Here is a 14,688-nt window from a genome sequence, read left to right as displayed (position 1 = left end):
GACCGCTCCACCCGTTCTGCCGCACCCCGTCCCCACCCCAGCCCCGCACTCCCAGCGGGCGAGCCGCACCTCGCCGCGCGAAGCCGCGCGGCCCAACCCCGGGAGGTATCCCCGACATGGCTGACAGCCTCACCCGCCCCCAGCCGCCGGCTGGGGGCACCCCCAGCGTCCTGGTCATCGGCGGGGGTGCCTCCGGCAACGCCGTCACCGTCCTGCTGCGCCGCGCCGGCATCGCCGTCGACCTGGTCGAGGCGAAGCCCGACTGGAACGCCACCACCGGCTCCGGCATCACCCTCCAGGGCAACGCCCTGCGCGTCCTGCGCGAACTGGGCGTGTGGGAAAAGGTGGAAGCCTCCGGGTTCGCCTTCGGCTCGTTGGGCGTGACCGCCCCCGACGGCACCGTGCTGTTCGTCGCCGAGGACATCCAGACCGGCGGGGAGGACCTGCCCGCCACCCTCGGCATGCAGCGCCCCCAGCTGCAGCAGATCCTCATCGACGCGGTCCACGCCTCCGGCGCCCGCGTTCTCCTCGGCACCACCGCCGAGGTGCTGGAGCAGGACGCCGACGGCGTCTCGGTGCGCTTCAGTGACGGCAGAGAGGGGCGGTACGACCTGGTGATCGCCGCCGACGGCCTCAACTCCGCCACGCGTGCCGCGATCGGCATCACCGACAAACCCGAGCCGACCGGCATGGCGATCTGGCGCATCGCCGCCCCGCGGCCCGAGAGCGTCACGCGCACCGACCTCGCCTACGGCGGCCCCGCCTACATCGCCGGCTACTGCCCCACCAGCGAGAACACCATCTACGCGTACGTCGTCGAAGCGTGCCGCGACCGGGCCTCCATCGACCCGGCCACCTACGCCGACGAGATGCGCCACCTGGCGCAGGCCTACGGCGGGGTCTGGCCGGAGATCACCGAGCACATCACCGACCCGAAGAAGGTCAACTACACCTGGTTCGACCGTCTCCTGATCGAGGGCTCCTGGCACCGGGGCAGGGTGGTGCTCATCGGCGACGCCGCCCACTGCTGCCCGCCGACTCTCGCCCAGGGCGCGGCCATGTCCCTGGAGGATGCCTCCGTCCTCGCCGAACTGCTCACCAGCGGCCGGGACTGGGACGACGAGCTGTTCCAGGGCTACTACGAGCGCCGCATCCCCCGGGTGCGCACCGTCGTCGAGGCGTCCGTGCAGATCGGCCAGTGGCAGTTGGACGGCGTGCGCGACGCCGACATGGCCGGGCTGGTCGCCCGCACCATGGACTTCCTCAAGGAGCGCCCGTGACCGCCACCGCGTCCTCCACGCCGACCATCGACGTCCACGCCCACCTGCTGCTGCCGGAGATCGAGGAGGCCGTCGCCGGACACTCAGGCCTGGCCGAGGCACGTAACCTCGACGCCCGACGCAACGGCCCTGCGGCCCTCGCCGTGAACGGTCCCATGGTCGGCGAGCGGGTGCCACGGCTGACAGATGTCGCCGTGCGCCTGGCGGCCATGGACGTGGCCGGCGTCGACGTGCAGCTGGTGAGCCCCTCACCCGGCCACTACCACTACTGGGCCGACCCCGGACTGGCCGCCCGCGTCTGCCAGTTGGCGAACGAGGGGACCGCCGCGCACTGCGCCAAGGCCCCCGACCGGCTGCACGGCCTCGGCCTCATCCCGCTCCAGCACCCCGACCTCGCGGTGGCGCTGCTCGACCACGCACTGGACCAGGGGCTGAAGGGCGTCGAGATCTCCTCGCACGCCCCGGGCCCCGGCGGGACACGGGAGGTGGAGCTCTCCGACCCGCGGCTCGCACCCTTCTGGGCCCGCGCCGAGGAGACCGGGGCGCTGCTGTTCCTGCACCCCTTCGGCTGCACCCTCGACGAGCGCCTCGACCAGTGGTACCTGTCCAACACCGTCGGCCAGCCCACCGAGAACGCCGTCGCGCTCTCGCACCTGATCTTCTCCGGTGTCCTGGACCGGCACCCGGAGCTGAAGCTGATAGCCGCGCACGGGGGTGGCTATCTTCCCACCCACATCGGCCGCTCCGACCACGCCTGGCGGGCCCGCCCCGACGCCCAGGCCTGCACCCGGGAACCGAGCAGCTACCTGAAGCGCCTGTACTTCGACTCCCTCGTCCACGACCCGCACGTACTGCGGGCACTGATCGGCGCGGCCGGCGCCGACCGGGTCCTGCTCGGCTCCGACTTCCCCTTCGACATGGGCACCGAGGACCCCGTCGGCGCACTGCGCGCCGCGCGCCTGCCCGACGACGACTTCCACGCCGTGCGCGGCGGCAACGCGACAACGCTGCTGCGCCTGACCTGACCCCCCACAGGAGGAGAACCCACCATGAGCGCACGCCTGCTCACCCATCTGCGGCACGTCGACCTCGCCGTGCCCGACTACGACAAGCAGCTCGACTTCTACGCCGGTGTCTGGGGCCTGACCAAGGTCGCCGAGGACTCCGGCATCTCTTTCCTCGCCGCCGAGGGCAGCCCCGAACAGTACGTGGTGCGGCTGCGCAAGGCCGAGGAGAAGCGCCTCGACCTCGTCTCCTACGGCGCCGCGAGCGCGGCGGACGTGGACGCCCTCGCCGAGCAACTCCTCGCGGGCGGCGTGCAGTTGATTTCCCAGCCGGGCAAGATCGACACACCCGGTGGCGGCTACGGCTTCCGCTTCTTCGACGTCGACGGCCGCACCATCGAAGTCTCCGCCGATGTGGACGTACGGCAGCACCGCAAGATCGAGGAGAAGGAGTCGATCCCGGTCAAGCTGTCGCATGTCGTGCTGAACTCGCCGGACCTGGACAGGACCCGTGAGTGGTACGAGACCCACCTCGGCTTCCGCCACTCCGACACGCTCAGCTCGCCGCACGTCGGTGACGTCATGCACTTCATGCGGATCTCCAACCAGCACCACTCCATGGCCATCGCCAAGGGCCCGCACACCTCCCTGCACCACGTCTCCTTCGAGATGCGCGGCATCGACGAGTACATGCGCGGCTCCGGCCGCGTGATCCGCGCCGGCTTCAAGAAGGTCTGGGGCCCGGGCCGGCACATGGCGGGCGACAACACGTTCACGTACTTCCTGGACCCGCACGGCAACACCGTCGAGTACACGACGGAGTTGGAGCTGCTGGACGAGGACACCTGGCACCCGCACGTCTATGACTTCTCCCAGCCCGAGGTCACCGACCAGTGGGGCACGGCGAACCCGATGAACGAGCTGATCGCCAAGGAGTCGTTCAACGACGTCGACCGCGGCTGCTTCGTCGCCCCGCCGGTCTGACCGGCGAGTCCCTCAGTCCCCGGGGGCGCGGTGGCCCTGTCAACTGCCCTGACTCCCGACGCCGCACCCCCGGTCTCCATGCTCGCCCCTCACGCCGACAGGAACCTCCGCATGCGTTTCGCCGCGTACGAGTACCAGAACCGACGCCATGTGGCCGTCGTCGCCGAGGACGGGATGCTCCGCCCCCTGCCCGGTGTCCACTCCCTGACCGGACTACTCGCCGAGGAGGGCGGCCTGCCGCAACTGCTCGAAGCGGGCTCCGCGACGCTCGACGTGCCGACCGGTCCACATGTCTCCGAGGTACGGCTGCTGCCGCCCCTCCAGCCGCCCACCGTGCGGGACTTCGTCACCTTCGAGGAACACGTCGAGGGCGTACGGCGGTCCGTGGACGGCACTGCCGGCGTACCCGAGCGGTGGTACGCGGCCCCGACGTTCTACTTCACCAACCCCTACGCCGTGTACGGCCCGCACGACGACATCCCCATGCCCCCGGGATCGAGCGTGCTCGACTTCGAGCTCGAGGTCGCCGCCGTGATCGGCAAGGAGGGCCGCGACCTCACCCCCGAGCAGGCCCGCGACCACATCATCGGCTACACGATCTTCAACGACTGGTCCGCCCGCGACCTTCAGTCCGCCGAGATGAAGGTCGGCCTCGGCCCCTGCAAGGGCAAGGACACCGCCACCACGCTGGGCCCCTACCTGGTCACCGCCGACGAGTTGGAGGAGTACCGCGACGCGGACGGCTTCCTGCGCCTGGCGCTGACCGCCTCGGTGAACGGCGAGGTCGTCGGCAAGGACCTGCTGTCCAACATGAGCTGGACCTTCGAGGAGATGGTCGCTTACGCCTCCCGGGGCACCTTCGTCCGCCCCGGCGACGTACTCGGGTCCGGTACCTGCGGCAACGGCGGCTGCCTCGCCGAGCTGTGGGGCGTACGCGGCAGACAGGACCCGCCGCCGCTCAAGCCCGGCGACACGGTCACACTCACCGTCGAGGGTATCGGCTCCGTCTCCAACACCGTGGTGCCCGGCCTTGATCCCCTACCGGTTCCGGTCGCCCGGCGCCGCCCCCGGGAGCGGCCGTGACCGACCCGCACCCCAAGAGGCTCCTCGGCAGGGTCGTCGTGGTCACCGGCGCGGCCGGCGGACAGGGTGCCGCGGAGGCCGAGGCCCTGACCCGCGAGGGCGCCCGGGTGATCGCCACCGACGTGACCGAGGCAGCCGGCTGCCGCCGCCTCGACGTCACCAGCGAGAAGGACTGGGCGGAACTCGCCGCCGACCTGCGCGAGGCGTACGGGCAGGTGCACGGCCTGGTCAACAACGCGGGCGTCACCTGGCGCGCCCGGATCGACGACGTACGCTCCGAGGACATGGCCCGTGTCCACGCGGTCAACGTCACCGGGCCGCTCCTGGGCATCCAGCACCTGGTGCCACTGATGCGTCCGGGCGCGTCGATCGTGAACGTCGGTTCGTCGGCGGCGCTGACCGCCCACTATCCGGTCGCCTACACGGCGAGCAAGTGGGCGCTGCGCGGCCTGTCGAGGACCGCCGCCATGGAACTGGGGCCCCGCGGCATCCGCGTGAACATCATCCACCCCGGCTTCATCGAGACCGACATGACCGTCTCCGCGGCGCCCGGGTTCCGCGAGGCGAACCTCCACGGGACACCGCTCGGCCGCACCGGAACCGTCGACGACATCACCCCTCTCGTCACCTTCCTTCTCTCCGACGAGGCGTCCTTCATCACGGGCGCAGAGATCCCCGTCGACGGTGGCCTCACCGCCCACGGCGGTGCGAAACCGATCTCGGACGCCCTGCGCGAGCACGCCTGAACCCGCAGCGAAAGAAAGGCACTTCTTCTCATGAACAAGGTCTGGGCGAGCGCCGACGAGGCGGTCGCGGACATTCCCGACGGTGCGTCCCTGGCCGTCGGGGGCTTCGGCCTCAGTGGCATCCCCGACGTGCTCATCCAGGCCCTCCACGCCCAGGGCGCCACGGGTCTGGAGGTCGTGTCGAACAACTGCGGCGTGGACGGGCGTGGACTGGGCGTCCTGCTGGCCGACGGCCGGATCGCCCGCGTCACGGGCAGTTACGTGGGCGAGAACAAGGAGTTCGCCCGTCAGTACCTGTCGGGCGAACTGGAGGTGGAGCTGGTCCCGCAGGGCACGCTCGCCGAACGGCTGCGCGCCGGCGGCGCGGGCATACCCGCCTTCTACACCCCGGCCGGTGTGGGCACCCAGGTCGCCCGCGGCGGACTGCCCTGGCGTCACACGGCGGACGGCGCGGTCGCCCTCGCCTCCCCGCCGAAGGAGACCCGCGACTTCGACGACCGCACCTACGTCCTGGAACACGGCATCACCACCGACTTCGCCCTCGTACGGGCCTGGCGCGGCGACCGCCACGGGAACCTCGTCTTCCGCAAGTCCTCCGCCAACTTCAACCCCCTCGCGGCGATGGCCGGCCGGATCACCGTCGCCGAGGTGGAGGAAGTCGTCGAGCCGGGTGAGCTGAGCCCGGACGAGATCCACCTGCCGGGCATTTTCGTCCAGCGCCTCGTGGTGCTCACCCCGGCCCAGGCCGCCGACAAGCAGATAGAGAAGAGGACCGTACGCGCATGAGCACCACCCTTGGTACGCAGTTGGGCTGGACCCGGGACCAGATGGCCGCCCGCGCCGCCGCCGAACTCACCGACGGCTCCTACGTCAACCTCGGCATCGGCCTGCCCACCCTCATCCCCGGCCACCTCCCGCCGGACGTCCACGTGGTCCTGCACTCCGAGAACGGCATCCTCGGCACCGGCCCCTACCCGTACGAGCACGAGGTCGACCCGGACCTCATCAACGCGGGCAAGGAAACCGTCACCGTCCTGCCCGGAGCCTCCTTCTTCGACTCCGCCCTGTCCTTCGGCATGATCCGCGGCGGCCACATCGACATCGCCGTCCTCGGCGCCATGCAGGTATCCGCCGTCGGCGACCTCGCCAACTGGATGATCCCCGGAAAGATGGTCAAGGGCATGGGTGGCGCGATGGACCTCGTCCACGGCGCCCGCCGGGTCATCGTGCTCATGGAGCACACCGCCAAGGACGGCAGCCCCAAGATCGTGAAGGAGTGCACCCTCCCGCTCACCGGCGAACAGTGCGTCCACCGCATCATCACCGACCTCGCCGTCCTCGACGTCACACCCGAGGGCCTGACGCTCGTGGAACGCGGGCCGGGTGTAACCGCCGAGGACATTGCCGCCCGCACCGACGCGCCTCTTGTCCAGAAGCCATGAGCCGTCGATGCGGAAGGCCGGGCGGGCAGGGATCACGATCCCTGCCCGCCCGGCCTTCCGCATCCTGCTCCCACCGCCCTTACGACAGCGGCATGACCTTGCGGTAGGCGAACACCGCGACCACCGCGACCACGACATGCATCAGGAGCAGCGCCACGACGCCGGTCACGCCACCTTCACCGAAGAGCAGGAAGTCGGGAACGAAGGACACCACGACGACAGTCGGCACCAGCCATCGCATCAGGGCCTCGGGGTCCTTCGACACCTTGCGGACGATGGCCCAGCCGATGACGCCCGCCACCATCCCGACCGCCGTCAAGAAGATGTACGAACCCGGCTCCAGCGGTTGGAAGTCGTCGGGCGCGCCGACGGCGAGGGCGAGAAGGGCGATCACCGCGTCCGCCAGGGACGCCGCCACGATCGCGGCGAGCACACCCCCTGCCACGACGAGCGGACCACGGCGGATGGGTACTGCTTCAGGGGTGACAGACATGGCAACTCCTGGAGGGAACTACGAGAAGCGCTCCGGAAGGAACGTTTGAAGAATCAAACATAGGGTTGCAGGGGTTGTTTGAAAATTCAAGCTACCGTGTCGTGTCTGTGCGCATACTCGTGAAGCCGCCGGACCCGGCCGGGAAACAGGGCCTGAGGCTCGCCGGCTCCGGCGCCGGCACGCCGCACCGGTGGTAGCGGACCGCCACCTCGTGAGGTGCGCGGCCCGGTGGGTACTTCAGTGTCGGCGGCACCTTCCTCAGCGGACTGATCAGCACGTGCGCGCTTCTCCTCCGGCGCCGCTGACCCGGTTCTGCCGACCGGCTACCGGAACCGAGAAGCCCCCTGTGAGCGGAGGCCGCTTCCTGGGGGCTACTCGCCGAAGTGTGGCACCTGAGCTACCGCGATGTCTGTGCGGACGCGGTGTGCCCGAGCGGGGTGCCGCCATCGCCCGGCCGCATCGCGGGCGACATCGACAGCCACTTCCATCACGATGTCGGGCTGCACCAGGTGCACGTCCAGGGTCCGCTGCGTGCCCCACCCTGCGCTGAACGTCCACCCTTCCCAGGGGTGCACGGACACGGCTGGGGTGAGCAGCTCGGCGAGCGCGCGGCCAGCGGCCTGGGACAGGGTGGTGCTGCGGTGGCCGATGTACTGCAGGCGCCCGGCGCGGTCGTACCGGCCCAGTAGGACCGTCCGCGGAGCGGCCGGCGAGCCGGTGATGGCACCCACGATGGCCTCGGTGGTGACCCGCACCTTGTACTTCCTCCACGAGCGCAGCGGCCGGTACGGCTCATCGAGCCGCTTGAAGCACAAGCCCTCCATCCCGGCCGACGCCCACCCCAGCCACTGGCCGGCCACGGCCGGGTCGGTGGTCGACGGGCACAGCGTGAACAGTGCCCTCAGGCCGCGCTCGGCGAACAGCACCTCCAGGGCTGCGCGGCGCCGCCGGTAGCTCCAGCCGGTCACGTCGGTGCCGCCCTGGTGGAGCAGATCGAACGGGACGTAGTGCGCCGGCCACTGCCGCGCTGCCTCGCCCGCGCCCTTGCCGCGGCGGACCAGGCGCTGCTGCCGCCGCTCGAACGCCAGCCGGCCGGACTCCCACACCACCAGCTCGCCATCGAGGCCGACATCGTCGGCCGGCTGCGCGAGGGCTGCGGCCCGGATCTCCGGGAACGAGCCGATCATGTCCGTGCCCTGCCGAGAGCGCAGCAGCACCCGCCCGCAGGCGTGCACGACCAGCTGCGCGCGGAAGCCATCCCACTTCGGCTCTGCGGCGAACCCGACGGGCAGGGCGGGGCTGTCGACGGCCGCAGTGAGCATCGGCGGGCAGGGGCCACGTCATGTGGATGCCTTCCACGCTGCGCGCTGCCGGGCACGGGGCCATCCGGCAGGTAGCCCGAGGCGCCGTGCGTGCAGCTAGTCGAGGATGCCGAGGGCGGTGTCGGGGCGACAGCGGATGCAGGGTGGTACCTGCTGGCGCAGGGCGTCGATGGCCTGCTGGCGGGTGGCACCGGCTGCTCTTGGCCGCTGCCCAGCAGTCGCCGGTGTGCACGGCGTCCTCCTGGCCCCGGCCGCGTCGGTCCCGATGGGTGCGGACCGCACCAGAGAGGAGGTGACGATCTCCGTCACCGCCATGACTGCGCTCGGATCGAGACCCTCAGCCGTCGCCGTTCCGGAACCCGGGTTGACGCCGGGCCGGAATCCACGGTATTAATCCACCAACCGGTTGGTGGGCTAAGGGGTGTGTATGCCAACGGCACGACGAGGCAGACCGTCGGCTGGACCCGAGCGTCGGGAAGCCCTGGTGAATGCGGCGTTTCGCTGCCTGGCTGAAGGCGGGTTCGAGGAGCTGCGGATGCGGGACGTGGCCGGCCGGGCGGGCATCGACCACTCGACGATCCATCACCACTTCCCCACGAAGCAGGCCTTGATCGTGGCGGTCGTGGATCACGCCACCGGGCAGTTCGGGTCCACTACACCGCCCGACGGCAGCGCGGCTGACCGCCTGCGCGGCCACCTCACCGCCCTTCGTCAGAAGATCCATGACCAGCCAGAGCTGCACGTGGTGCTGCGCGAACTGGACCTGCGGGCTCGCCGTGACCCCGAGCTGCGGGAGATCATCGCCAGTCGCGAGGAGGGCTGGAGGGCCTCGCTGTGCACGCTGTTGGCCGAGGCCGCCGCGCACGGCGCGCTGACAGCCGGTGTCGATCCGGCCGCCGGCGCCGAGCTGATCATTGCAGCGGTCAAGGGTGCGAGTCTGGCTGGCGACCGGGCCGATGACGTCCTCGGTCTCCTCGAGCGGCTCCTGATCCAAGTCTGACCAGATCCACACCTGTCCTCGGGGAGGAACGCACCATGTCCACGCATCCGTTGCGGGTCATCATCGTGGGGGGCGGTATCGGCGGGTTGTGCCTGGCGCAGGGCCTGCACGCCGCCGGAATCAGCGTCGCGGTCTACGAGCGTGATATCGCGCCCGACACGCGGCTGCAGGGTTACCGGCTCAACATCGAGCCGGTGGGCAGCCGGGCACTGCACGACTGCCTGCCCCCGCACCTGTGGGAGGTCCTCGTGGCCACTGCCGGGGATCCCGGGCCCGGTATGGGGGTACTCACCGAACGGCTGCGGCTGCTGATGCGGGAGGACGCCCCACCCGCAGAGCTCGATTCATTCGAACGCACATACGCGGTCAGCCGGATCACCCTGCGTCGACTGCTACTCGCCGGGCTGGACGACGTCGTCCACTTCGGCAAGGAGTTCACCGGCTACAAGCAGAATCCCAACGGCACGGTCACCGCCTTCTTCACCGACGGCACCACGGCCACTGGCGACCTGCTGGTCGGCGCGGACGGCGCCCGCTCACGCGTGCGACGCCAGCTCCTACCACGTGCCAAGCACCACCAGGCCCTCGGCGTCGGCATCGGCGGCAAGTTCCCCCTCGGTGACGAGGCGGCCTGGCTGCCTCAAAAGATGACCAGCACCAAGAACATGGTGCTGCCCAAGCGGGATTTCCTGTTCACTGCCGTGTTCCGGCGACAGGAGAGCAGCGCCACCATCGCCGAGCGCGTGGGCGACCCGCTGCGGGCCGTCGGTCTGAACCCGGCACTCATCATCCAGGACATCCAGGATGACGACTACATCATGTGGGCCTACGTCGCCCACCCGCACACCCTGCCCGTCGATGTGACCGGCCGACGCGGGCAGCAGTTGCGCGATCTGGTCGCCTCCCGCCTGGCCGGCTGGCACCCCGACCTGCGCCAACTCATCACCCGCACGCCTGCGGACAGCATCGAAAAGTTCGACTTCACAGCCGCAGCCCGGGTGAAACCCTGGCCCACCACGAACGTGACCCTGCTGGGCGACGCCATCCATCCCATGCCACCGGTCGGCGGACTCGGCGGCAACGCCGCACTGTTCGACGCCAACGCACTGCGCCGCGCGCTGATCACGGTCACCAGTGGGCAGGAACTGCTTCCCGAACTCGCCTGCTACGAGCGCGCGATGCTGAAGAACGGCTTCGCCGCGGTACGAGCAGCGACTCTGTACCTACGCCTGGCCACCCTGCGCAGCCGTACCCTCCGAGCGGCCGCACGCACGTTCTTCCGGCTGTGCGGCGCAGTACCCTCTCTGCGTCGTGCCGTCTTCGCAGACTGACAAGCTGCTGGCCGATACACCGACTACCGGCACCAGATCAGCCGACGCATACAGGAGAAGGTGTCCACTCACAGCCGCGACCACGCTGATCACCCTTCCGCTTGACGTCACTCCGAACCGAGAGCCTCGGTAGCGGTTGGCGGCGAGCCCCGCAAGCAGGGCGACGAGGACGACCACGATGACGAGCCACACGAGCGGCAATCTCCGGGAACGGGGCGCGAAATTCCGCTGCGGACGCAGTCAGAGCGCCGTGATCACGCCCTGGCCGTCACGACACCCTGACCGCAGAACGATCACCCGCCTTCGCACGAGTGACTCACAGCCACGTACGGCACGTATGCGGTCGTTGGCACGCCCGGCCCTTCGGTGGTTGCTGCCTGCGGTGCTGCGGATGTTCGCGCCGACGCACCTGGACCGAGGCGGTGAAGCGGCCCGCGCACCTCGGCCGAAGCCGGCTCGCCCCGGCCGGACATGACGGTGGGGCGGCACCAGGCCGCCCCACCGAACCCCCGTTGCCCGATCGGCTCGCTCAGCGCAGGAGCGCACCGAAGCGGGCGCCCGTGGCGGGCGCCGAGGGGCCGCCAGCGCCGAACGCGAGGGACGACGTGGCCGTGAGACCGGTCGCCGTGCCGCGCAGCACCCAGACCGCCCCGTTCCAACTGTTCTCGGCCGGGGAACCGGCCGCGAGGTCGGTGTGGCCGTCACCGTCGAGGTCCAGTAGCGCGCTGCTCGCGCCGAACTGGTCGCCGTTCTCGGCGACTCCGGGTACCCCGGCGGTGTCCTGGTGGAAGGTCTGCGTACCGGCGCCCGTGACACCGGAGGCGCTGCCGGGGACCAGGGCGACGGACCCGGCGTCGGTGATGTCGCCGATGTCCTCGCCCGGGATGCCGAGCGCGATGTCGCCGAAGCCGTCACCGTTGACGTCCGCCACCGAGACCGCCGAGCTCGACCGGCCGTCGAAACGCTCGTAGCGTTCATCGACGCTCACCGCGAGGTGTTCGGAGTCGAGCCGATCTGCCGAGTCCTGACCAGCCATGGACTGAAGATCGCAACGAGCACCTACTACGCCGCCAAGAACCGCACCCCGAGCACTCGGGCGGTGCGAGATGCGGAGCTGAAAGCCCAGATCAGCCGCATCCACTCGGACAACTTCAGTGTCTACGGAGTGCGGAAGGCCTGGCGGCAGCTGCACCGCGAAGGCATACCGGCGGCCCGCTGCACGGCCGCCCGGCTGATGCGCGACCTCGGCCTGGAGGGCGCCCGACGCGGGAAGAAGATCCGCACCACCATCCGGGACGACGGCCAGGAGCGGGCCGCTGACCTGATCAGACGTGAATTCACCGCACCCCGGCCGAACGAGCGATGGGTCGCCGACTTCACCTACGTCGCCACCTGGTCCGGGATCGTCTACGTCGCGTTCGTCGTGGACGTGTTCTCCCGGGCGATCGTGGGCTGGTCCGCCGCCACCAGCAAACGGGCCAAGCTCGTCCTCGACGCCCTCGACATGGCGTTGTGGCGTCGCGATCGCTCCGGAACTCCCGCTGGACCGGGCTTGGTTCACCATTCGGATGCGGGGAGCCAATACACGTCGTTCGCGTTCACCGCGCACCTCCTCGACGCCGGCATCGACGCCTCGATCGGCACCGTCGGCGACGCCCTGGACAACGCGCTCATGGAGTCCCAGATCGGCCTCTACAAGACGGAACTGATCAAGCCCCGCAAGCCCTGGCACGGCCTCTCCGATGTCGAACTCGCTACCGCGGAATGGGTCGACTGGTTCAACAACCAGCGCCTGCACACAGCGATCGGAGACATCCCGCCTCACGAGCACGAGACCGACTACTACGCTCAACACCAGCCCCAACTGGCGGCTGGGGTCAACGCATAGAGCCTCCACCGATCCCGGAGCGGTTCACACTTCCCGGTTCCGGTCTCCTGGAACGTCCCGCTCCGAGGCGGGTGAGGCATGTGGAGTCGACGTGTGCCGACCGGTGCACTGATGTCCGGGTGGGGACTCATGGGCGATGGCCCGGCGCCCGGCTCAGGTTAGGGGGAGGATACGGCGCGTTTCGTAGGCCCACATCGCGATCTCGACCCGGTTGCGGGCGCCGAGTTTGGCCATCAGGCTGGCCAGATGCGTCTTCACGGTGCTGAGGCTGATGTGCAGTGCATCGGCGATCTCGGTGTTGGTCAGCCCGCGAGCGACGGCGAGGAGTACCTGCTCCTCGCGGGCGGTGACGGGGGAGACCGGCTGGGCCACGGGCCGGCCGGCGGGCAGGTCCGCGAATGCCTGGAGCAGACGGACGGTGACGCTGGGCGCGATGAGCGCCTCACCGTCGGACGCCGACCGTACGGCCTGCGCCAGAAGGTCCGGTCCCGTGTCCTTGAGGAGGAATCCGCGGGCGCCGGCCCGCAGTGAGCCGTAGACGTACTCGTCCAGGTCGAACGTGGTGATGACGACCACGGCCAGCGGGTCGGCGACGCCCGGGCCAGCGACCAGCCGGGTGGCCTCCAGCCCGTCGAGTACGGGCATGCGGATGTCGAACAGGCAGACGTCGGGGCGCAGTTCGCGGGCCAGGCGTACCGCTTCGTGTCCGTCGGCGGCCTCGCCGACCACCTCGATGCCGGGTTGGGCGTTCAGTATGATCCGCAACCCGGTGCGGATGATCGTCTGGTCGTCAGCGACGAGGACGCGAATGGACACCGCTTTCGCTCCTCGCTCTCGGCAGTTCGGCTTCGACATGCCAGCCCCGGTCGGTACCCGGGCCGGCTCGTAGTGTGCCGCCGAGCAGGGTCGCGCGCTCGCGCAGTCCGGTAAGGCCGTATCCGTCGCGGCCCCGGCCGGTGCGCCGGCCGTTGTCGCGCACGCTCACCCGTACCGTGTGCCGTTCCGCGGCGACCCGAACGACGAGCTCGGTCGCGTCGACCGCATGGCGCAGTGCGTTGGTCACCGACTCCTGCACGATCCGGTAGACGGCCGCGTCCACGGCCGGGGGCAGCGCGTCCAGTTCGCCGTCGAGCCCCAGGTCGACCGTGAGGCGACCACCCGGGGTGCGCACCAGGCGCTCCAGATCCGCGACTCCGGCAGGGGGCGCCAGCTCGGCGCCGACCCCGCGGTCGCGCAGCGCGGCGACCATGGCGCGCATTTCCTCCAGCGTGCGCGCCCCTTCCTCCTCGACCCCCTCCAGCGCCTTGACGGCGGCGGACGGGTCGGCGCTCGCGAGCACCCCGCCCGCCTGGGCGATGATCACCATGGCCGACACGTGGTGGGCCACCGTGTCGTGCAGTTCCCGGGCGAGTTGCTCGCGCTCGCGGGACCGCACCTGCTCCAACTGCCGCTCGCGAGCGGTCACCCAGAACCGCACGGCAGCCCCGAACACGCCGGGCAGCAGCAGGAAGACGAAGCCCACGACGTTCTCGACGACCGGCGTCTCGTCGGTGACGGAACACAGTGCGCCGGCCGCGAGGATCACCGCGCCGCCCAGCACGATCTCTCTTCCCGATCCCCACCGGGGCAGCGCGTACACCAGCACGAGCACGACCGCGCCGGTGTACAGGCCGACGGGCTCGCGCGGAGCGGCGACGAGCCAGGCCACCTGGAGCAGGATCACCGAGCCGAACGCCAGCGTCACCATCGCCAGCGGGCGGGTCCGGCGCCACAGGGGTAGCAGGCACAGCCATACGGCGAACACCACCGCCACCGGCCGCCACACGACGTTCTCACGCAGGGTGGCTTCCAACACCACACCGCCCAGGCCCGCAGCGAGCAGAGGCCAGTCCCGCCACACCCGGGCGGGCGCGTCGGGCGGCCGAGGTTCGGTCCACAGGGTTCGCAGGTCGTCTCGCAGCACGGTTCTCAGCCTAGGGACCGTGCTGTGCCGCGCATCGGCCGAAAGGACGGTTCGTCACTCCGCCCCGGGGCCGACGGATCCGCGACCCGCGGGCCGATGCCGCCAAGCGCCGTGGCGACGAGCCTCGGCATCGACGGCCGTACAAGGACGGC

At 70.3% G+C, this 14,688-nt stretch carries 16 protein-coding genes; 10 read left to right on the top strand and 6 right to left on the bottom strand.

Annotated elements, in window-relative coordinates:
* The first annotated feature begins 116 nt into the window (after positions 1 to 116).
* The 7 genes from M8J73_RS21335 to M8J73_RS21305 all read left to right on the top strand — a co-directional run bounded on the left by M8J73_RS21335 (position 117) and on the right by M8J73_RS21305 (position 6,539).
* Positions 117 to 1,280, top strand: coding sequence for an FAD-dependent oxidoreductase (locus M8J73_RS21335; protein WP_249828947.1), 1,164 nt, complete (start codon positions 117 to 119; stop codon positions 1,278 to 1,280).
* Positions 1,277 to 2,305, top strand: a complete 1,029-nt coding sequence (locus M8J73_RS21330; RefSeq protein ID WP_055543060.1) for an amidohydrolase family protein — start codon at positions 1,277 to 1,279, stop codon at positions 2,303 to 2,305. The genes M8J73_RS21335 and M8J73_RS21330 overlap by 4 nt, the downstream gene beginning before the upstream one ends.
* A gap of 24 nt (positions 2,306 to 2,329) precedes the next feature.
* On the top strand, positions 2,330 to 3,268 hold the full coding sequence (locus M8J73_RS21325) for a VOC family protein (RefSeq protein WP_055543059.1): 939 nt from the start codon (positions 2,330 to 2,332) through the stop codon (positions 3,266 to 3,268).
* A 111-nt stretch (positions 3,269 to 3,379) separates the two neighbouring features.
* The gene (locus tag M8J73_RS21320) at positions 3,380 to 4,351 is read left to right on the top strand and encodes a fumarylacetoacetate hydrolase family protein (protein WP_055543058.1); all 972 of its coding nucleotides are present in this window, start codon (positions 3,380 to 3,382) and stop codon (positions 4,349 to 4,351) included.
* Complete coding sequence (locus M8J73_RS21315; RefSeq protein ID WP_249828946.1) at positions 4,348 to 5,097, top strand: SDR family NAD(P)-dependent oxidoreductase; 750 nt, start codon at positions 4,348 to 4,350, stop codon at positions 5,095 to 5,097. The genes M8J73_RS21320 and M8J73_RS21315 overlap by 4 nt, the downstream gene beginning before the upstream one ends.
* A 30-nt stretch (positions 5,098 to 5,127) precedes the next feature.
* Complete coding sequence (locus M8J73_RS21310; protein ID WP_055541270.1) at positions 5,128 to 5,883, top strand: CoA transferase subunit A; 756 nt, start codon at positions 5,128 to 5,130, stop codon at positions 5,881 to 5,883.
* A 20-nt stretch (positions 5,884 to 5,903) separates the two neighbouring features.
* A complete protein-coding gene (locus M8J73_RS21305; protein WP_274757693.1) occupies positions 5,904 to 6,539 on the top strand; it encodes a CoA transferase subunit B in 636 nt (211 codons plus the stop codon).
* A 79-nt stretch (positions 6,540 to 6,618) separates the two neighbouring features.
* On the opposite strand, the gene M8J73_RS21300 is transcribed toward M8J73_RS21305, so the two are convergent.
* The 3 genes from M8J73_RS21300 to M8J73_RS21290 form a co-directional block, all read right to left on the bottom strand.
* On the bottom strand, positions 6,619 to 7,032 hold the full coding sequence (locus M8J73_RS21300; protein WP_055540588.1) for a DUF6069 family protein: 414 nt from the start codon (positions 7,030 to 7,032) through the stop codon (positions 6,619 to 6,621).
* A gap of 371 nt (positions 7,033 to 7,403) precedes the next feature.
* Positions 7,404 to 8,354 (bottom strand): ATP-dependent DNA ligase, encoded by a 951-nt coding sequence (locus M8J73_RS21295; RefSeq protein ID WP_055540589.1) that lies wholly within the window; start codon positions 8,352 to 8,354, stop codon positions 7,404 to 7,406.
* A 96-nt stretch (positions 8,355 to 8,450) separates the two neighbouring features.
* Positions 8,451 to 8,669 (bottom strand): DUF6233 domain-containing protein, encoded by a 219-nt coding sequence (locus tag M8J73_RS21290; protein WP_055540590.1) that lies wholly within the window; start codon positions 8,667 to 8,669, stop codon positions 8,451 to 8,453.
* Between the two features lie 169 nt (positions 8,670 to 8,838).
* On the opposite strand from M8J73_RS21290, the gene M8J73_RS21285 reads away from it, so the two are divergent.
* Complete coding sequence (locus M8J73_RS21285) at positions 8,839 to 9,354, top strand: TetR/AcrR family transcriptional regulator (RefSeq protein WP_055540591.1); 516 nt, start codon at positions 8,839 to 8,841, stop codon at positions 9,352 to 9,354.
* A 35-nt stretch (positions 9,355 to 9,389) separates the two neighbouring features.
* A complete protein-coding gene (locus M8J73_RS21280) occupies positions 9,390 to 10,685 on the top strand; it encodes an FAD-dependent oxidoreductase (RefSeq protein WP_055540592.1) in 1,296 nt (431 codons plus the stop codon).
* Positions 10,686 to 11,214: 529 nt separating this feature from the next.
* Here the strand turns inward: M8J73_RS21280 and M8J73_RS21275 are convergent.
* A complete protein-coding gene (locus M8J73_RS21275) occupies positions 11,215 to 11,673 on the bottom strand; it encodes an FG-GAP repeat protein (RefSeq protein WP_055540593.1) in 459 nt (152 codons plus the stop codon).
* Between the two features lie 6 nt (positions 11,674 to 11,679).
* Here M8J73_RS21275 and M8J73_RS21270 point away from each other — a divergent pair, with 6 nt between their 5' ends.
* Positions 11,680 to 12,573: an IS3 family transposase gene (locus M8J73_RS21270; protein ID WP_055540594.1), complete on the top strand. Its 894-nt coding sequence runs from the start codon at positions 11,680 to 11,682 to the stop codon at positions 12,571 to 12,573.
* Positions 12,574 to 12,726: 153 nt separating this feature from the next.
* Here the strand turns inward: M8J73_RS21270 and M8J73_RS21265 are convergent, their stop codons facing one another.
* Both M8J73_RS21265 and M8J73_RS21260 read right to left on the bottom strand, forming a co-directional pair.
* Positions 12,727 to 13,389 (bottom strand): response regulator, encoded by a 663-nt coding sequence (locus M8J73_RS21265; RefSeq protein WP_055540595.1) that lies wholly within the window; start codon positions 13,387 to 13,389, stop codon positions 12,727 to 12,729.
* Positions 13,364 to 14,536, bottom strand: coding sequence for a sensor histidine kinase (locus M8J73_RS21260; protein WP_055540596.1), 1,173 nt, complete (start codon positions 14,534 to 14,536; stop codon positions 13,364 to 13,366). The genes M8J73_RS21265 and M8J73_RS21260 overlap by 26 nt, the downstream gene beginning before the upstream one ends.
* Positions 14,537 to 14,688 lie beyond the last annotated feature (152 nt).

This window comes from Streptomyces neyagawaensis (assembly GCF_023516595.1).
GTDB classification, from domain to species: domain Bacteria; phylum Actinomycetota; class Actinomycetes; order Streptomycetales; family Streptomycetaceae; genus Streptomyces; species Streptomyces neyagawaensis.
This window is presented reverse-complemented; position numbering and strand designations above follow the sequence as displayed.